This is a genomic window from Psychroflexus sp. ALD_RP9 (assembly GCF_017311165.1).
In the GTDB taxonomy this organism is placed as follows: domain Bacteria; phylum Bacteroidota; class Bacteroidia; order Flavobacteriales; family Flavobacteriaceae; genus Psychroflexus.
This window is the reverse complement of the sequence record NZ_CP062973.1, coordinates 810,837-830,487: the sequence shown is the minus strand read 5'-3', so window position 1 is coordinate 830,487 and position 19,651 is coordinate 810,837. Positions and strand designations below refer to the sequence as shown.

At 32.1% G+C, this 19,651-nt stretch carries 16 protein-coding genes; 13 read left to right on the top strand and 3 right to left on the bottom strand.

Annotated elements, in window-relative coordinates; translation table 11 throughout:
- Nucleotides 1-4 precede the first annotated feature (4 nt).
- Nucleotides 5-1,306: a TolC family protein gene (locus IMZ30_RS03950; protein ID WP_207039238.1), complete on the bottom strand. Its 1,302-nt coding sequence runs from the start codon at nucleotides 1,304-1,306 to the stop codon at nucleotides 5-7.
- A gap of 207 nt (nucleotides 1,307-1,513) precedes the next feature.
- On the opposite strand from IMZ30_RS03950, the gene IMZ30_RS03945 reads away from it, so the two are divergent.
- Nucleotides 1,514-2,182, top strand: coding sequence for a peroxiredoxin (locus tag IMZ30_RS03945; protein WP_207039237.1), 669 nt, complete (start codon nucleotides 1,514-1,516; stop codon nucleotides 2,180-2,182).
- A gap of 59 nt (nucleotides 2,183-2,241) precedes the next feature.
- Nucleotides 2,242-2,760 (top strand): ankyrin repeat domain-containing protein, encoded by a 519-nt coding sequence (locus IMZ30_RS03940; RefSeq protein ID WP_207039236.1) that lies wholly within the window; start codon nucleotides 2,242-2,244, stop codon nucleotides 2,758-2,760.
- On the opposite strand, the gene IMZ30_RS03935 is transcribed toward IMZ30_RS03940, so the two are convergent.
- Nucleotides 2,757-3,146, bottom strand: coding sequence for a DUF2721 domain-containing protein (locus IMZ30_RS03935; RefSeq protein WP_207039235.1), 390 nt, complete (start codon nucleotides 3,144-3,146; stop codon nucleotides 2,757-2,759). The genes IMZ30_RS03940 and IMZ30_RS03935 overlap by 4 nt on opposite strands.
- Before the next feature lie 163 nt (nucleotides 3,147-3,309).
- Here IMZ30_RS03935 and IMZ30_RS03930 point away from each other — a divergent pair, with 163 nt between their 5' ends.
- From IMZ30_RS03930 to IMZ30_RS03910, 5 genes are read left to right on the top strand one after another with little or no spacing between them, the layout of a single operon-like run.
- Entirely contained in the window at nucleotides 3,310-3,963 is a 654-nt protein-coding gene (locus tag IMZ30_RS03930) for a metal-dependent transcriptional regulator (RefSeq protein ID WP_207039234.1), read from the top strand.
- A gap of 2 nt (nucleotides 3,964-3,965) precedes the next feature.
- Nucleotides 3,966-4,787 carry a ZIP family metal transporter gene (locus tag IMZ30_RS03925; protein ID WP_207039233.1) on the top strand — a complete coding sequence of 274 codons (822 nt, stop codon included), beginning with the start codon at nucleotides 3,966-3,968 and terminating at the stop codon, nucleotides 4,785-4,787.
- Nucleotides 4,788-4,826: 39 nt separating this feature from the next.
- Nucleotides 4,827-6,065 (top strand): hypothetical protein, encoded by a 1,239-nt coding sequence (locus IMZ30_RS03920; RefSeq protein WP_207039232.1) that lies wholly within the window; start codon nucleotides 4,827-4,829, stop codon nucleotides 6,063-6,065.
- Between the two features lie 34 nt (nucleotides 6,066-6,099).
- Nucleotides 6,100-6,708: a DUF4254 domain-containing protein gene (locus tag IMZ30_RS03915; protein WP_207039231.1), complete on the top strand. Its 609-nt coding sequence runs from the start codon at nucleotides 6,100-6,102 to the stop codon at nucleotides 6,706-6,708.
- Nucleotides 6,708-7,766: a glycosyltransferase family 9 protein gene (locus IMZ30_RS03910; protein WP_207039230.1), complete on the top strand. Its 1,059-nt coding sequence runs from the start codon at nucleotides 6,708-6,710 to the stop codon at nucleotides 7,764-7,766. Before IMZ30_RS03915 ends, IMZ30_RS03910 begins: the two co-directional genes overlap by 1 nt.
- Nucleotides 7,767-7,795: 29 nt before the next feature.
- Here the strand turns inward: IMZ30_RS03910 and IMZ30_RS03905 are convergent, their stop codons facing one another.
- Nucleotides 7,796-8,404, bottom strand: a complete 609-nt coding sequence (locus tag IMZ30_RS03905; RefSeq protein ID WP_207039229.1) for a superoxide dismutase — start codon at nucleotides 8,402-8,404, stop codon at nucleotides 7,796-7,798.
- A gap of 152 nt (nucleotides 8,405-8,556) precedes the next feature.
- On the opposite strand from IMZ30_RS03905, the gene IMZ30_RS03900 reads away from it, so the two are divergent.
- The 6 genes from IMZ30_RS03900 to IMZ30_RS03875 all read left to right on the top strand — a co-directional run bounded on the left by IMZ30_RS03900 (nucleotide 8,557) and on the right by IMZ30_RS03875 (nucleotide 19,635).
- Entirely contained in the window at nucleotides 8,557-11,643 is a 3,087-nt protein-coding gene (locus tag IMZ30_RS03900) for a UvrD-helicase domain-containing protein (RefSeq protein WP_207039228.1), read from the top strand.
- A 20-nt stretch (nucleotides 11,644-11,663) separates the two neighbouring features.
- A complete protein-coding gene (kbl, locus tag IMZ30_RS03895) occupies nucleotides 11,664-12,863 on the top strand; it encodes a glycine C-acetyltransferase (protein WP_207039227.1) in 1,200 nt (399 codons plus the stop codon).
- Nucleotides 12,864-12,950: 87 nt separating this feature from the next.
- Nucleotides 12,951-14,324 (top strand): OmpA family protein, encoded by a 1,374-nt coding sequence (locus IMZ30_RS03890; protein ID WP_207039226.1) that lies wholly within the window; start codon nucleotides 12,951-12,953, stop codon nucleotides 14,322-14,324.
- Between the two features lie 154 nt (nucleotides 14,325-14,478).
- A complete protein-coding gene (locus tag IMZ30_RS03885; protein ID WP_207039225.1) occupies nucleotides 14,479-17,181 on the top strand; it encodes a PD-(D/E)XK nuclease family protein in 2,703 nt (900 codons plus the stop codon).
- Between the two features lies 1 nt (nucleotide 17,182).
- Nucleotides 17,183-18,877, top strand: a complete 1,695-nt coding sequence (recJ, locus tag IMZ30_RS03880) for a single-stranded-DNA-specific exonuclease RecJ (RefSeq protein WP_207039224.1) — start codon at nucleotides 17,183-17,185, stop codon at nucleotides 18,875-18,877.
- 47 nt (nucleotides 18,878-18,924) lie between these two features.
- Nucleotides 18,925-19,635 carry a LysE family translocator gene (locus tag IMZ30_RS03875; RefSeq protein ID WP_207039223.1) on the top strand — a complete coding sequence of 237 codons (711 nt, stop codon included), beginning with the start codon at nucleotides 18,925-18,927 and terminating at the stop codon, nucleotides 19,633-19,635.
- Nucleotides 19,636-19,651 lie beyond the last annotated feature (16 nt).

The following is a 19,651-nucleotide window of genomic DNA, read 5'->3' as shown; positions in this document are numbered from 1 at the left end:
AGGATTAATTGTTGGTTAAAAAATTGAGGTAATAGCTTGTATAATTATAATTGAATATGGTTTGGAAGTATTTAAGCTCTTGCAACTCGACTTTTGATTGAGCAGCTAATACGTCACTAGATTTTTCAAGTCCTTCATTAAATCGGTCTTCGATAATACGTAAGGCTTCTTTAGCTTGATTTACGCTTACTTGAGCTGTTGTGATGGCCTTACTAAGATTATTAAGTTGACGTTTTGTAGACTTAATTTCGATTTGAGCTTCATCTTGGTAGGCTTTTGCTTCTAATTTTGCAACATTAAGTTTAGCTTTCTCTGTTTTGGTTTTAGCAATACGTTGGTAACCTTTAAAAATATCCCATTTTAACTGAACACCCACTAAATAGCCTTGCGCATCAGCTTGAAGAAATTCGTCATCAAACAACTGTAAATTACCAAAGGCATTAAGGCGAGGTAAGTAGTTAAGCTGGTTTGATTTTAGTAATTGCTCTTGCGCTTTAACACCTAGATTGATGGCTTGTAAATCGGCTCTTGACTCAAGTGAATTTTGATGATTGCTTTGGTGTAGTTTTAAATTGAGATCACTATTAGGGATATAAATTACTTCAGAATTGTCTTGCATTAAGAAAGCTAATTGATCAGATATGTTTTTAATGCTAGCTTCAGCTTGGTCAAGCTTAGTTTCCAAATCATTCACACGAATATTTACGGCTAATACATCAGCTTTTTGGACTAAGCCTTCATCATAAAAATTAGTAATTTGTCTTAAATATGCTTCAGCTGTTTTAAGAGCTTTTTTCATGACATCTCGGCTTGTATATGCTAATTGAAGTTGCATAAAAGTTGTTTTAGCTTCAAGTCGCAACGCTTGTTTAAGTCGTTCGCCTTGGAACTGTTGTGCTAAATAGGCGTATTTAGCAGCCTTTCGTTCAGCAAACTTGTCAAAATTAAGTAAACCTTGTTCAACACTTATAGTTGTTGAAAAGTTTTCTATACGATCTGGATCATTCAATAAAGCTGGATTGAAATCATTTTGCGTTAAAATTTCTTGATTTAGTTTTGAGCCAAAAGCCATAAGCGGATTTGTTGTGCTAATTATACTGTAGTTGGCCGAAATATTCGGTAAAAAAACAGCATTAGACTGCTGGTACTCACTTTTTGCAGCAATAGTTTTAGCCGCTGAAATTTGAAGTTTTAAGTTGTTACTTTCAACTTTATTTAATAAAGTATCTAAGTTTAAGTATACAGACTCTTGTGCCCAAAGACCTAAACTGAAAACTAAACATAGATTATAAATTAAAAATTTCATTTTCTCTAATTTAGAGCAAATTTAAGTGACTATAGATTTAGAAAGTGTAACCTAAGTTACTACAAGGCATACGTTTATAGGTATTTATGACAAAAATCATTTTTGAGGAAAGTCTTATATCACTATAAGTTAAATCAATTGAAATAATAATTTTTAATAGTTTAATCCTATTAAATTTGTAACCAGATAATTTAAAAATTAAATATTATGGATACTGAAAATCAAATTACAGAATTTAATACAATGCCAAGAATTGGAGATCAAGCTCCAGATTTTGAAGCCGTTACAACCAAAGGAAATATTAAAATGTCTGACTTTGCCAAAGATAAGTGGATTGTAATGTTTTCTCACCCAGCTGATTTTACGCCAGTTTGTACAACCGAAATGAGTGGTTTTGCGACTCGTAAAGCTGAGTTTGATGCACTCAATACAGAACTTCTTGGCTTAAGTATAGATAGTATTCACGCACATTTAGGATGGGTAGACAATGTCAAACAAACAACAGGAGTTTATTTTGACTTCCCAATCATTGCTGATATAGACATGAAAGTTTCTAAAAAATACGGCATGTTACAGCCAAATGAAAGTGAAACAGCAGCTGTTAGAGCAGTGTTTTTTATAGATCCCACAAAAAAAATTAGATTAGTGATGTATTATCCCCTAAATGTTGGACGTAATATGGACGAAATTTTAAGAGCACTAGAAGCTTTACAAGTATCAGATAAGCATGGCGTTGCCTGTCCGTTAGATTGGAAAAAAGGAGATAAAGCAATTGTGCCACCACCAAAAAACTTAGACGAATATAATGCTCGTTTAGCTGATGAATCTGTAGAAAAAACTTCTTGGTATCTTGCTAAGAAAAATCTAGATTTATAAATAATGTAGTAATAACTTAAAAAGGGTCTTAATTGACCCTTTTTTTTAATTTATAACAGATGAAAAATATTTATTTAAGCTTACTTTTAATATTAGGATTATCAACTTCAAATGCACAAAGTATTTTTGATGCTGCTAGGAATGGTGATGTCAATCAAATAGAAGCTTTAGTTAAATCAAATCCTGAGTCAGTAAATTCAACTAATGCTATGGGTTTTGGGCCTTTGGTGTTAGCAGTTTACAATAATCAAATTAAAGCCACTAAACTTCTTTTAGAAAAAGGTGCAAATATAGATGCTCAAGATGGGTCTGGAAATACAGCTTTAATGGGAGCAGTTTTTAAAAATCATCAAAATATGGTTGATTTGCTATTAAATAAAGGTACAAACCCAAATATCCAAAATTCGCAGGGTCAAACTGCTTTGGCATTTGCTGTTATTTTTAATAGAATCGACTTAGTAAAGTTGCTATTAAAAAATAATGCTGATAAATCTATTGCAGACAAAACAGGTAAAACACCATTACAAATTGCAAGAAACCAACAAAATCAAGCCTTAGTTAATTTGTTAAAAGACTAGTCTTCCATGCGTTCTAGTTGAATGCTTAAAGCTTTCACACTTATTTGAATTTCAACAATTGATAAAATAAGTGAGACCATAAGAAGCACCAGCGATACTCCGAAGACAACACTTCCCCAAGTTTGTAGATTTTCATAAATAAGAAACATACTTAACACGCAAAGCAATAGGCTAAATATGCCGAAGCTTTGCATATTTTTTATGAGATAAACACGTCTTCTTAAATTGCCAATTTGTGCTTTAATGTTAACATCTGGTTTTTCTAAATAGTTTTTATGTAAATTTCTTATCAATCCTGCAATAGTTAAAAATCGGTTTGTGTAGGCTAGTAACAATAGTGAAATTGCAGGAAAAAGAAGTGCTGGTGTAGTTAGTGAAATTTCCATAACATGATAACTTTTTGGTGCAGACAAACATAACTAGTCTTTTTTGATTCTTAAGAAGTTAATACCTTTAATTTTTAGCTTAGACTAAAAATTTAAATACTTACAGCTAAATATTTAATATATGTAAATAAAATTATTAATTTTGTTTATTTAAAAATTATATATGTTTTCACTATCTGAAGAAAATTATATCAAAGCGATTTTTCATCTACAAAAGCACCCAAAATCAGGTGTCAGTACAAATGCATTAGCAGAAGAAATGCAGACCAAAGCTTCATCTGTTACTGATATGATTAAAAAATTATCAGATAAAAACTTAGTCATTTATAAAAAATATCAAGGTGTTTATCTCTCCGAAACTGGACGCAAAACAGCCTTACAAATTATAAGGAAACATCGGTTATGGGAAGTGTTTTTAGTCGAAAAACTGGACTTTACCTGGGATGAAGTGCATGAAGTCGCTGAAGAATTAGAACATATCAAGTCTGAAAAATTAATCTTAGAATTAGATAAATTTTTAAATTATCCTAAACGAGACCCTCATGGTGACCCAATACCAGATGCTAAGGGTAATTTTCAAGTATCTAATAAAACCTTACTCTCGGATCTTTCAAAAGGTGAAAAAGGAACTTTAGTAGGTGTTAAAGATAGTTCTTCAGAATTTTTGAAATATTTAGATAAAAATAATATTGCTTTAGGTAAATCTATAGAAGTACTCGATAAAGAGGATTTTGATGGGTCTATGCTCATTAAAATTGAAGACCAAACCTTAAGAGTCTCAACGATGGTGACCATTAACATTTATATTAAAGTATGATGATGGAACATGTAATATCTTTTTTTGAATCCCAAGACCCTGTCATGGCCGCTTTAATTGCCACAATATTTACATGGTTAGTAACAGGTTTGGGTGCGTCCTTAGTGTTTTTATTTAAAAGTATGAACCGTAAACTATTTGATGGAATGCTTGGTTTTACCGGTGGTGTTATGGTTGCGGCTAGCTTTTGGAGTTTATTAGCTCCGGGAATTGAAATGAGTGAAGGCGAAGGTTTTATAAAAGTAATTCCTGCTTTTGTAGGCTTTTCACTTGGTGCACTTTTTATTTTTGGTTTAGATAAAGTTCTACCTCATCTACACATTAATTTTAAGGAAAATAGAAAAGAAGGCGTAAAAACAAAATGGCACAAATCTGTTCTACTTACGTTAGCAATTACATTACATAATATTCCAGAAGGTTTGGCAGTTGGTGTATTGTTTGGCGGAGCGGCTGCAGGTCTCGAAGGCGCTAGTATTGGTGGTGCAGTAGCTTTAGCGTTGGGGATTGGCCTACAAAACTTTCCAGAAGGTTTTTCAGTAGCAATGCCTTTGCGTGGTCTCGGCCTAAGCCGCTGGAAAAGTTTCCATTATGGTCACTTATCTGCTATTGTTGAACCTTTTGCAGCTGTATTAGGTGCTTGGGCTGTTTTATCCTTCGAGCCAATTTTACCTTATGCACTATGCTTTGCAGCAGGAGCTATGATTTTTGTCGTAATAGAAGAAGTTGTACCAGAATCACAACTTGAACGTAATACTGATATTGCAACTTTAGGCTTCATTGGCGGCTTTTTAGTGATGATGACTTTAGATGTTGGATTAGGTTAACTTTTATGTATATTTGGGATTTTAATTAAATATAACCAAATGAAAAAGTTTTTTTTTATTCTCGTCTTACTTCCAATATTTGGAATTTCTCAAAATAATCTAAAATCTGGTAAAATTGTATTCTCCGATGGTTTTGTAAGAAAAGGTTTAATTAATGATGTTAATTGGAGAGATGCTTTTACTCAAATTGATTTTAAATTGAATGAAAACGCTAAGACAGAATCTTTTAGCGTAGATGAAGTAGACTATTTCATGGTAGATGGTGAAAAATATAAGAGTGCGAATGTAAAATTAAATACATCAGCTATAAAAGATCAAAAACTCAGTAATACTAAAGAGCCAAAAATAATTGAAAAGACAGTTTTTGTAAAGGTTCTTGCTGAATCAAATTCAATTGAACTTTATCAAGTTTATTATAATTACATACCGAATTATCTGCTATCTCAAGATGACGAGATCACCACGCTTATTTATCATAGATATGTAAAGCAAGGTAAAATTTTTGCTAATAATCAGTTCAGAAATCAACTATACCGATCTTTAGATTGCCTAGAGGCTAGTAAATATAGAAAATATGAATACAAAGCCGACGATTTGTTAGATTTGTTAAAGGCACATTTTAAGTGTAAGGAAATTGATGATGCATTAGTTTTGTACAATAAAGATACCGAGCGCATAGAATTTAACATTAGACCAAAACTAGGGGTGATAACTAGTCAAGTAACTTCAGATTTCACAGCTTTCGAAAACTTCAAATATGAAATTAGCCCAGATAGACAAACAAATATTTCGTTTGGAGTTGAATTTGAGTTTTTATTACCGTTTAGATCTAAAAGTTATTCAATATTTATAGAACCTACTTATGTTTCAAATTCTTCGACAGCGAGAAGTCCTGTTGTTGAACAAGGTCCTGGATTAGCAAGTCGAAGTGCTGAAGTTTTTGTAGATTATCAAGCCATAGAAGTGCCTATTGGAGTTAAAAAGTATTTTAGGTTAAACTCGAATAGTAATTTATTTATAGCAGGTTCAGGAATATTTGCACTTAACCTAGATTCAACTCTTGAAGCACGCTTTATTTCAAATAATACTGAACCTCGAGCTGTTTTTAATTTTGATGTTAAAAATATTTTTGGCTTTGGCTTAAACCTAGGATATGAACTTAACAACAAATATAGTATTGAGTTAAAATATTCATTTAATCGAGAGATTGAAGATATCGTAGGTTTTGCTTCAAAATATAATCACTTTGGCGTCTACCTAGGTTATAAAATACTTTAAGCTACAATTTTATATTTATTAAAATTAATCATTTATGTTTTCACAGCAGGCCAATCAAATTTTTAAAGAAGTTATAGACACTTATCATATAAAAGACAGTGTAGATCAAGATTTTAATAATCCTTATAATCGAAACTCGCATTTAATAGAACATTTATTATTTCGTAAATGCTGGATTGATACTGTGCAATGGCATTACGAAGATTTAATTCGTGATCCAGAAATTAATGCTAAAGATGCTTTGATTCTTAAGAGAAAAATTGATGCTTCTAATCAAGATCGTACAGATACTGTTGAATTTATTGATAGCTATTTTCTTGATGAGTTTAAAGATGTTCAAGTTAAACCTCATGCTAAAATTAATACCGAAAGTCCAGCTTGGGGAATCGACAGACTTTCAATTTTAGCATTAAAAATCTATCACATGGCTGAAGAGTCTAACCGAACTGATGCATCAGAAGAACACAAAAAAGCTTGCCAAAATAAACTAGCTATTTTAGTTGAACAACGTACTGATTTATCTACAGCTATTGACCAACTACTTGACGATATTGCTAAAGGTGAAAAATACATGAAAGTCTACAAGCAAATGAAAATGTATAACGACGACGAGTTAAATCCTGTTTTACGAAGCAAAAAATAATGAAATCACGCCAACACCTGGTATTAATTCGATTGTCGGCAATGGGTGATGTAGCAATGACAGTTCCAGTTGTTAAAGCGGCATTACAGCAAAACCCAAACTTAAAAATTACAATTGTAACGAAAGCTTTCTTTGGAAAGCTTTTTTTGCATTTACCAGAAGTAAATGTCATCGAGGCAAAGCTTAAGTCTACGCATAAGGGTATTAAGGGTTTATGGCAATTGTCTTCTGAAATTAGTCAGTTAAACCCCGATTATATTGTTGATTTACATAATGTATTGCGCTCGCGTTTAATTTGCGGTTTTTTAAAATTACGTGGCTTCGATTACAGGCGTTTTAGAAAAGGTCGTAAACAAAAGCGCGCATTAACAAAACTGAATTCTAATAAAAAACTGAAAGCGCTTAAATCTACTCACGAACGCTATGCTTCAGCTTTAAAACGTTATAAATTGAAGATTGATTTATCTAAGTTAAATCTTGATCAAAAGCTAACAGTGCCAAATACAACTCTTCAGCAAATTCCGTTTAATCTTAATGAAGAAGTAGTCATCGGTATAGCGCCTTTTGCAGCTCACAAACCTAAACAATATCCATTAAATCTCTTAGACAAAGTCATTACAGAATTAGCACCACATACAAAGATTTTATTATTTGGTGGTGGAAAAGCTGAAGTTAGCGCCTTAAATCAGCTCTCTAATTCTTATCATAATTGTTTTTCTGTGGCGGGAAAGTTTAATTTTGAAGATGAGTTGGCCTTAATTTCAAATTTAGATTTAATGTTATCAATGGATAGTGGAAATGGACATCTGGCAGCAATGTTTGGTGTTAAAGTGATGACGGTCTGGGTTACAACTCATCCTGCAGCTGGTTTTGCGCCATTTAGACAAAGCAAAGATGATTGCTTTTTACCAGATTTAAATCAATTTCCTCTTCTTCCACTTTCGGTATATGGCAATAAAATGATTGATGGTTACGAAAATGTTGCTGAAAGTATCTTGCCAAGCACAATTTCAGAGCGAATAAAAAACTATTTAAACAAAAAAACCACCTGTGATTAACAGATGGTTTTAGGTTTTAAGCGCTCAAACTACTTGTTAGCTTCGTATCTTTTAGAAACTTCATCCCAATTAATTACATTAAAAAAAGCTTCAATATAATCTGGTCTTTTGTTTTGATAGTTTAAATAATAAGCGTGTTCCCAGACATCGATACCTAAGATTGGTGTACCTGCACAACCAACATTTGGCATTAAAGGATTGTCTTGATTTGGAGTAGAACAAACTTCAACTTGGCCACCTTCATGAACACAAAGCCAAGCCCAACCTGAACCAAATTGTGTTGCAGCAGCTTTAGAAAAAGCCTCTTTAAAACTTTCAAAATCTCCAAAGGCTTTATCAATAGCATTTGCTAAGTCACCGCTAGGTTTGCCACCTCCATTTGGAGACATGACTTTCCAGAATAAACTGTGATTGTAAAATCCACCACCATTATTTCTAACGGCAGAATTTGTATGATCTAAATTCTTTAAAATTTCTTCAATAGATTTTCCTTCTAAATCTGTACCTTCAATGGCTGCATTTAATTTAGTAGTATATCCATTGTGGTGTTTACCATGGTGAATTTCCATAGTTTTTGCGTCGATATGTGGCTCAAGTGCATCATGAGCATAATCTAGTTTTGGTAATTCGAATGCCATAATTTTTGTTTTATTATTAATTAGATTTATTCAAATGTAAGTAGAATGCTTCATTTATTAAATATTATGATGTTATAAAATACTTAAAATCAAATGTCTTAGTCATTTAGTTTTAATTGCTTTGATACAAAAAAATTGTACTTTAGAGGCTTATGAAAAAACAATCTAATTTTACTATTTATAATGCTTCAGCAGGTTCTGGTAAAACCTTTACCTTAAGTTTAAATTATCTATCTAAGTTACTACTTTCAAATAATATTTTCAGTTTTAGGCATATTTTAGCAATAACGTTTACCAATAAAGCTGTTGGTGAAATGAAATCAAGAATTTTGAATAGCTTAAAAGAGTTTTCAGCTTATAATATTGATGATGAAACCTCAGATTTATTTAAAGAAGTTGTCAAAAAAACTGCCCTTCAGCCTGAAGAAGTCATTTCTAAATCTAAAAAAATACTACGATTTTTACTTGATCATTATGCGGCTTTTGAAGTTTCTACAATTGATGCATTTACACATAAAGTAATTAGGACATTTGCAAAAGATTTAAACTTGTCTATCAACTTTGATGTTGAACTTGAAGCCAATGAGCTACTGGCTGAAGCAGTTGACCGGCTAATTAATCGCGTTGGTTTTGATGAAACTTTAACGCAAGTTCTTATAGACTTTACGATTGAGAAAGTAAACGATGATAAAAGCGGCAATATTAAAACCGATATTCTTGAAACGGTAAACTTGATATTAAGTGAGAATGATTTACCTTATATTGAAGCTTTAGAAGGCTTTTCAATCGAAGATTTTATTGAAGTAAAACAAAATTTAGAAACTCAAATTAACGAATACGAAGTTCAACAAGTTGAAGTCTCCAAGCAAATATTAGCAGTGTTTAATGCGCATGATGTTAGAACAGAGTTTACAAGAAACTCAATACCAAATTTTTTTGAAAAAATAATTAATGGTGCTAAACAAAAGGATCTTAAATTTGATGAGACCAATTGGATGAAGACTATTGATGATTCATCTACCTACTACAACAAAAAAACGCCTGATAAGGTTAAATTAACCTTAGAAAATTTATCACCTCAAATCGTTGAAGCTTACAATCAATGTAAGCTTATAAGTGCACGAATTAGAGTAAATGAAAAGCTTTATGAATCTATAACTCAACTATCTGTTATTCATTTAGTAAAAGCTGAACTTGAGCTTTTAAAACAGGAGAAAAATATATTATTAATTTCAGATTTTAATCAAAAAATTAATAATCAAATTAAAGATCAGCCAACACCATTTATTTACGAGCGACTAGGTGAAAAATTTCTGCATTATTTTATTGATGAATTTCAAGACACATCAACTATGCAGTGGCAAAACTTAACGCCTCTAGTCGAAAACGCTTTAGGAACCAGTTATAATCAAGAGCAAGGTACAGCAACATTAGTCGGTGATCCTAAACAATCTATATATGCATGGCGTGGTGGTGATGTGCATCAATTTATGAATTTAATTAAAGGAAAAACCAGTATTCCAGTTCCGCCTGAGACCTTAACCTTAGGTTCTAATTATCGCAGCACCAAAACAATAGTAAATTTCAATAATCGATTTTTTGAATTAGCAAAATCACAAATGTCGAGTCCGTTAATTCATGAAATTTACAGCAATGATAAGTTAAAACAAATCCCCAGTAAAAATGGTAAAGGATTAGTAAAAATTAAGTTTATAAATGCCAAAACAAAAGCCGATGAGCATGAAATTTATCCTGTTGAAGTTTACGACAGTATCACTGAAAAAATAAAACAAGGTTTTAAACTCAACCAAATTTGTGTTTTGGTGAGAAAAAAAGACGAAGGAATTTCAATTGCAAACTACTTAAAATCCCGAGATATCAACGTGATGTCTTCTGAAACTTTGCTTATTACTGCAAACTCGCAAGTTCAAGAGCTGACTAATTTTTTAACTTATTTAGTCGATCATGAAAATATTGAAGCAAAACATCACTTTCTTAAACATCACTTTTTAAATCAATCTCTCGAGCTCGATTTTAAGACTCATAAAAGCATGTTGCAGCTCGATTTTAAATCATTCATAAAAGCATTAAACGCCATAGATATCAATTTTAATCTTCAAAAATTTCAGCGTTTAGGTTTGTATAATGCTGTAGAATATTGTTTAAGTTCACTAAACATAAAAGGCAATGCTTATGTCCAGTTTTTTCTAGATGAGGTTTTTCAGTTCGGTGAGAATAAGGATAATGATTTAGATGCCTTTTTAAGTGATTGGGAGTTAAAATCTAGCTCTAAGAGTATTTCAACATCGTCAGGTTTCAATGCCGTAAGCATTATGACCATTCATAAAAGTAAAGGCCTTGAGTTTCCAGTTGTTATTTTTCCTTTTGCTAACCAGAATTACCATGATACGAGTAAATCTCATCTGTGGCTACCACTTGATGAGAAATTTAAAATTCCTTTTGGTTTAATAAAGAAGCCTAGCAATTTTTCAGGCCTTGATTTTTATAAGCAAGCTTACCAAAACTTAATTTATGAAAAAGAACTTGATAGTTTAAACCTGTTATATGTCGCTTTAACAAGAGCATCAAAAGAGCTCCATATTTTTTCAAAAAACGAATCTAAATCCACAACAAAGACTATTTCGAATTTATTTAAAAATTATATTGAAGTTGAAGGAATTCAAGGAGAAAATGACGTTTATGTAATAGGCGAAACAATTCCTGAAACTTCAGTTGAAGAAGATTCAGAACAGTTTCAACTTCAGTTTTCAGGTCAAGATAAATTAGAAGTCGAACTAGTTGATGAAGCCAAGCAAAAAACTAAAAATGAAGCCATAAGTTACGGCTTAATGCTGCATGATTTACTGGCTAAAATCTATACTGAAAGTGATATCACTCGAGTTATTTCAACTTTAAACGCTGACCATCTCGATCTTGATTTTATACAGCAACAGCTCAATACAGTTGTATTGCACCCCAAACTAGCAGCCTTTTTTTCATCAGAATGGCAGAGCTATAATGAACGTGATATTTTTAGTAAAGGTGAGGTTTTTAGACCAGATAAATTTTGCATCAAAGATAACGAAGTAGCTATTATTGATTATAAAACTGGTGATAAAAGTAAGCAGCATGAACAACAGCTGAAACAATATGCCAGTATTTTCGAGTCGATGAATTATAAGGTTTCAGCTTTAATCTTGGTCTATATTTCAGACCAAATTGAGTTGATAAATTTGTAAATTTGTAAAAAAATAAATCTATGTATTCAGAACAACTAAAAAAACAATTAGAACAGGAGCTTCATAATATAAAAGAAGATGGTTTGTTTAAAGACGAACGCATAATAACTTCACCACAAGGACCTGAAATTACTTTAAATACAGGGCAAAAAGTCTTAAACTTTTGTGCTAATAATTATTTAGGTTTATCATCGCATCCAGAAGTTGTTCAGGCAGCAAAAGACACTTTAGATTCTCATGGTTTTGGGATGTCAAGTGTGCGTTTTATATGCGGAACACAAGATATTCATAAAGAATTAGAAGCAAGAATTGCTAAATTTTATAATACAGAAGATACTATATTATATGCTGCTTGTTTTGATGCAAATGGCGGTATATTTGAACCACTTTTAGGTAAAGAAGATGCTATTGTTTCAGACTCTCTTAATCATGCTTCAATAATCGATGGCGTACGCCTTTGCAAAGCAGCGAGATATCGTTATCAAAATGGTGATATGGCTGATTTAGAACAGCAATTAAAAACCGCTAAAGAAAATGGGGCGCGTAATATTTTAATTGTAACCGATGGTGTTTTTTCAATGGACGGTTTAGTTGCACCGCTTGATCAAATTTGCGATTTAGCTGATGAATACCAAGCTTTAGTGATGATTGATGAATGTCATGCCACCGGTTTTATCGGTGAAAAAGGTATTGGAACTCTTGAAGAAAAAGGAGTTTTAGACCGAATAGATATCATCACAGGAACTTTAGGTAAGTCATTAGGTGGTGCCATGGGTGGTTACACAACTGCCAAAAAAGAAATTATTGAGTTGTTACGTCAACGGTCAAGGCCTTATTTGTTTTCAAACTCTCTTGCACCTTCAATTGTAGGAGCCTCGATTAAAGTATTCGACCTGTTAGAAAACGATACTTCACTCCGACAGAAACTTACGGCAAATACCAATTACTTTAAAAAAGAACTCAAAAAAGCAGGTTTTGATATTATAGACGGTGAATCGGCAATAGTTCCAGTGATGCTATACGATGCAAAGTTGTCTCAAGAAATGGCAAAGCTATTACTTGAAGAAGGTATTTATGTGATTGGCTTCTTTTATCCTGTAGTACCAAAAGGTAAAGCAAGAATACGTGTGCAGCTTTCGGCAGCTCATGAGCAAGAGCATTTAGATAAAGCAATAAAAGCCTTCATAAAGGTAGGTAAACAGCTAAAAGTTATCAATTAGTTGCTTTGTTATAAATATCAAAATTAATTTGTTAAAACAATTCAATAAACTACATTTGTGGTCTAAACTTAATTAATTTAAATAATTATGAAACACTTAAACAAATTAGCACTAATCTTATTACTTGCTATTGGTGTTACAGTACATGCGCAAACTAAAGACAATCCTTGGGCGATTAGTATAGGAACTAATGCTGTAGATTTTTACCCAACAGGAAATGGTATGGGTGAAGGAACTATGTCTAGTGAAAATTTTTTAGACGAATTTTACAACTTAACAGATCACTGGAATTACATTCCTTCATTTTCTAAGCTTACTGTTGGTAAGTATTTAGGTGATGGCTTTATTCTTGAGTTAAATGGTTCTATAAATCAAATCGATAAAATTGGAGACGTTCCTGCAGATGATTTATCATTTCTTTCTTTTAATGGTAATGTTCAATATAGTTTTAAGGAAATCATCAATGGTTATGATTGGTTTGACCCTTATTTAGGTGTTGGTGCTGGTTATTACTGGATTGATGGTAATGGTGAAGCAACATTTAACACTGGAATTGGTACTAATTTTTGGTTGTCAGATAAGGTGGCAATTACTGCTGAATCTATGTACTTTACAGCTTTTGAAAATTCTGGAATGGATTTATTTCAACATTCTTTAGGGTTGAAAGTTGCCTTTGGTGGTAAAGACACTGATGATGATGGTGTTTATGATAAATATGATGAGTGCCCAACTACTCCAGGATTAAAAGACTTTAATGGTTGCCCAGATTCAGATGCTGATGGTATACAAGATAAAGATGACAAGTGTCCAAACACACCAGGTGTAGCTGAGTTTAATGGCTGTGCTGATTCTGATGGAGATGGTATCGCAGATCCAATGGACGAATGTCCTAATACTGCAGGCTCTGAAGCTTTAAACGGTTGTCCAGATGCTGACGGTGACATGATCGCTGATAAAAATGATGACTGTCCTAATGAAAAAGGCCCTAAAGCTAATAATGGATGCCCATGGCCAGATACTGATGGAGATGGCGTTTTAGATAAAGACGATATGTGTCCAGAAGTTGAAGGAACATCTTCTAACAATGGTTGTCCTGAAGTTACTGAAGAGGTCCAAAAAGAATTAAATGACTATGCAAAAACAATAAATTTTGCAACTGGCAAAACAACAATTACAAAGCAATCTGAAGAAGCGCTTACAGCAATTTTAGCAATTTTAGACGAATATCCAAACGCTAAGTTTACAGTAGAAGGACACACTGATAGCGTTGGTAGTGCTAAAAATAACATGGAGCTTTCTGAGGCTCGTGCATTATCGGTTAAAAATTACTTAGTTGAAAATGGTGTAGACGCATTTAGACTTTCTTCTAAAGGTTATGGTGAAACTCAGCCAGTTTCAACAAACAAAACTAGAAAAGGTAGAGCTGAAAACAGAAGAGTTGAAATTAACTTAGTTAAATAGTTAAAACTTTTAATTTTTAAAGCCACCTCTACGAGGTGGTTTTTTTATATCAAAAATTTAGATGATGTAGTTTAAATTATGTAGTTTTAAAAAGCTTTTATTAACTTCAAACCTAAGTTCAGCAAAGCATTTTAATACTATCAATTACCTTTTAATGAATACTTTTTTAGATCAAGTTGTAGAATCAATTATTACCCAAGATTTAAGACATTCAAGCCTTATTTTTCCGAGTAAAAGAGCGGCTAATCTTTGTAAAAAAAAGCTTTTTGCTAAATTAGATTCACCTATAATTCTACCTGAGTTTATAAGTATAGAAAGTTTTATAGCAAACTTGGCTGAGGTTGAAATTATTGATCACACCGAAAGTATCTTTCAGTTTTATCAAGCTTATTTATCAGTCACTCAAAAAGACCAAGCTGAAAATTTTGAGAATTTTTATAGTTGGGCTGAAACTTTAATTCATGATTTTAACGAGATTGATAGATATGATATTAATGCTGAAAAATTGTTTAAACACTTAAGCGATATAAAAGATATAGAGCATTGGTCTAATGCACAAAATAAGTCAGACTTAGTAAAAAAATATTTAAAATTTTGGGAACAGCTACCTCAATATTACACTGCTTTTGTAGATCATTTGCAACATCAGTCTAAAGCTTATCAAGGCTTAGCATATAGATTAGCAAAATCTAATTGCAAAAAATATCTAAACCAAACACAAAACTATTTTTTCTTAGTAGGCTTTAATGCTCTTAATACCTGTGAAATTGATATTTTTAAAATGATGCTTGATTCAGGTAATGCAACAGCTTATTGGGATATAGATGCTTATCTATTAAAAAATCATAAATCAGCAGAATTTATAAGGTCTTACAACACTTGGCCATATTATAGTAGAAACCCTATTCAGCCAACAAATTCAAGCTTTGTAGATTCTAAAGCAATTAACATATATCAGGTTTCTAAGCAAATTGGCCAAGCCAAAGCTGTTGCTCAAATTTTATCAAAAATGCCATCCGAGCAACTCGAACATACAGCTTTAGTTTTAGGTGATGAAAGTTTATTACAACCCATAATCAATGCATTACCAAGTTCAATAGAGAAAGCAAATATTACAATGGGCTTAAGCTTATCGAAGTCAATACTTAGTCCATTTTTTAATGATTTAATTGCTTTACAACTCAAGTCGAGTGAGCATTTGTATTATAAAGATTTGTTGAAAATTATTAACCATAACCTTATAAAACAGCTTTATTCTACTGAAGTTTCTAAGGTTAATAAATATATTTTAGATAACAATTTATTACAAGTTGAAGTTTCCGAACTGGCAAAAAAGCTTAGACTTTCAGATAACTTCTATAAGCTATTAACTCTTAGCTTAAATACCTCAACCGATGTAAGACACTTTTTAGAGTCTACATTAAGTCTAATTTCTTCATTACTAAATCATAACAACTTGAGTAGGCGAATGCAATTTTTATTGGAAGAATTTGCCATTGTTTTCGAAGAAATCCAAGCAATACTTACAACTTATAATTTTACAATATCCTTTAAAAGCTTTAAGAGTTTATACCAATCAATTCTATCTAAGAAAAGTATAGACTTCAAAGGCTCAGCCGATAAAGGATTTCAGATATTGGGAATGCTGGAAACGCGCGTATTAGATTTTGAAACTATAATATTAACTGGGATTAATGAAGGTGTTTTACCATCAGGAAAATCTCAAAATTCGTATTTACCATTCGATTTAAAACAAAATTATGGCCTGCCAACTTATACAGAAAAAGACAATGTTTATGCGTATCACTTTTTCAGGTTATTACAGCGTACCAAAACAGCTCATTTACTTTTTAATGTAGAGGCTGAAGGTTTACAAAAAGCAGAACAAAGTCGATTTGTAACTCAACTAGAGATTTTTAGACAACCTAAGCATACTATTAAAAAATATAATGTGTCTGCTGATGCAACTATGCAAGAAAATAAACTGCAGGAAGTTCATAAAACACCTGAAATGATATCAGAATTAAACCGACTATTTAATAGCGGGATTTCACCTTCAGCTTTGACTACTTATATCAGAAATCCAATAGATTTCTACAAGCGCTACCTTTTAGGTATTAAGGACCAAAATGAAATTGAAGAAGAAGTTTCATATAAAACACATGGTACTATTGTACACAATACTTTAGAAAAACTCTATGAAAATCATATTGGGAAGCCAATTACGGTTAAAGATATTAAAGAGTTTCTAAATACATATGAGTCTGTTTTAATTCAGCAATTTTCAGAACAATTTGATGTCAACGCCATAAAACACGGCCAAAATAAACTCATATTTGAAATTGCCAAACAACAAACTAAACGCTTTTTGCAGCTCGAATTAACAGCAGCAAAAATGCAAGACATCAAATTAATAAAAGTTGAATCAACCAAAACAAAGGCTTTTCAACTTAAATCAGGACAAAAAATTAAATTAAAAGGAACTGTAGACCGTATAGATCAAATTAATGGGAAATATCGTACTTTAGACTATAAAACAGGTAAAGTAGAACCTTCACATTTAAAAGCTGAAAAAGATTGGGAAGGTTTTACAAGTGATTACAAATACAGTAAAGCTTTTCAGGTGTTATTTTATACCTTACTAGTTGAAGATGAAATCTCACTACCACTTACAGCAGGAATTATTTCATTTAAGAATTTGAAATCTGGTTTTATGGAATTTCAGCTCAAATACAATAAAACAAAAGGGAACTCTGATATTTCAGCTGAAGTTTTAGAGCAATTTAAGCTAGAGCTAGATCAACTCATATCTGAAATATTAAACCCAAAAGTTCCGTTTTTAGAAAAAATAGTCTAAGATGAAAAGATGGACACTACAACAAACTGAAAACCCAAAAATGTGCCAAAAATTAGCTCAAGAATTGGGTGTTCAGACAGAAATTGCTCAATTGCTTATAAATAGAGGTATTTCAACCTTTAATCAAGCTAAATCCTTTTTTCGTCCAGATTTAACTCAACTTCACGATCCATTTTTAATGCAAGACATGTTAAACGCAGTAGAGCGTATTGAACTTGCCATATCAAAAAACGAAAATATTCTTGTATATGGTGATTATGACGTAGACGGCACTACTTCAGTAACTTTAATGTATGAATATCTAACAGAGACTTACCCTAATGTTACAGCTTACATACCTGATCGTTATAAAGAAGGTTATGGCGTTTCTTATCAAGGTATCGATTATGCGAGTGACAACTCTATCACTTTAATTATTGCTTTAGATTGTGGCATTAAAGCAGTAGATAAAGTAAAATATGCTAAAGATAAAGGCATCGATTTTATTATTTGTGATCATCACAGACCAGGACAAAACATCCCAAATGCGGTAGCCGTTCTTGACCCTAAACGTAACGATTGTCAATACCCTTACAAAGAGTTATGTGGTTGTGGAGTAGGCTTTAAATTAATTCAAGCCTTACAAAAGCAACGCCAATTAAGTGAGAGAAAAATATTTAAATACCTTGACTTAGTTGCAATTGCCATAGGTTCAGACATTGTTCCAATTACAGGAGAAAACCGTATTTTATGTTTCTACGGTCTAAAGTTAGTTAATGCTCGTAAACGATTAGGTATTAAAGCACTGTTAGGTCAAAATAATAAAAAAGTATTTTCAATTACAGATTTAGTATTTGGTGTTGGTCCCAGAATAAATGCTGCCGGCCGAATGAAGCATGGCTTGCATGCTGTTGAATTATTAAGTGAAAAAAACGAAGAAAAAGCCAAGCAACAAGCTTTTAAAATTGAAGAATATAATACAAATCGACAAACTGAAGACCGACAAACAACCATTGAAGCATTAGCCCAAATTGAAGCCCATAAAGAAGCAAATAATTTTACCAGTGTTGTTTATCAAGACAACTGGCATAAAGGAGTTATTGGTATTGTGGCATCCAGGCTTACAGAGACTTATTATCGTCCAACCCTAGTTTTCACAAAAAGTGGCAATAAATTAGCGGCTTCAGCTAGGAGCGTTTCTGGTTTTGATGTTTATAACGCTCTAGAGCAATGTAACGAATTTATTGAACAATTTGGTGGACACAAATATGCCGCTGGTTTGACTTTAAAGCAAGAAAATTATCAAAAGTTTAAGCAGAAATTCGAAGACGTCGTTAAGTCAACAATAGATAAAACCTTATTAACACCTCAGATTAACTTTGAGCAAGAAATTAAACTTAAAGCAATTAATTTCAAACTTATTCGTATCTTAAAACAATTTGCACCATTTGGTCCAGGTAACATGAAGCCAACATTTTATGCAAGAAATTTAAAGATCGACCAATATGCTAAAACTGTTGGTGCTGAAAACAAACACTTAAAATGTAAACTTATTCAAGATGAAATAGCTATAGATGCTATAGGCTTCAATTTAGGAGTTCATTTATCCAATTTGAAAGCAGCTAAACAAGTTGAAGCTGTTTTTACAGTTGAAGAAAATGAATGGAATAATCAAGTGTCCATTCAGTTAAACATTAAAGATATAAGGCCTCAGTAGCCTTGTTAAATCTAGATTTATTAACTTTGAGCTAACAATCTAAGTTGATGCTTGAAGATATAATTTCTGCAATACCATTAGGTGTTTTTTTAGCCTTTATGGTTGGTCCTGTTTTTTTTGTGCTTTTAGAAACGGCTGCTTTACGTGGTTTTAGAGCAGCATTTACCTTTGATTTAGGCGTTATTTTAGCAGATGTATTTTTTCTTTGTATTGCTTATTTTAGTACATCTCAACTTTTAAAAAGCATAAAAGACGATCCTGCACTATTTATTTTTGGCGGTTCTGTTTTGGTTGTTTATGCTGTAATAAGTTACTTGAAAGTTAAAAAAGCAACTTATACTACTGCTGATTTTGAAGCTCAGAAGCTAAAACGTAAAGATTACATAAGCATTTTTATTAAAGGCTTTTTACTTAACTTTATAAACATAGGTGTTTTAGGGTTTTGGTTAGGTTTGCTTATCATTTTTGGCCCAACACTCAATATGGAGCCTTCACGTATGCTTACTTTTTTTAGTGCAATTTTAATTACCTATTTAGCTATAGATATTTTAAAAATTTTACTTGCCAAACGTTTAAAAAATTCACTTACACCAAAACGCGTTGTTATCGTTAAAAAATTAATTAGCTTAGTATTGCTAATTTTTGGAATAATTTTAGTTATTCGAGGCTTATTTCCCGATGATGTAAAAAAGATAGAGACACAGTTTGAAAAATCACCTTTAGCACCAATTTCTGCATTAAATGACAAAAATCATTAAAGTCTATTCTCGGTTT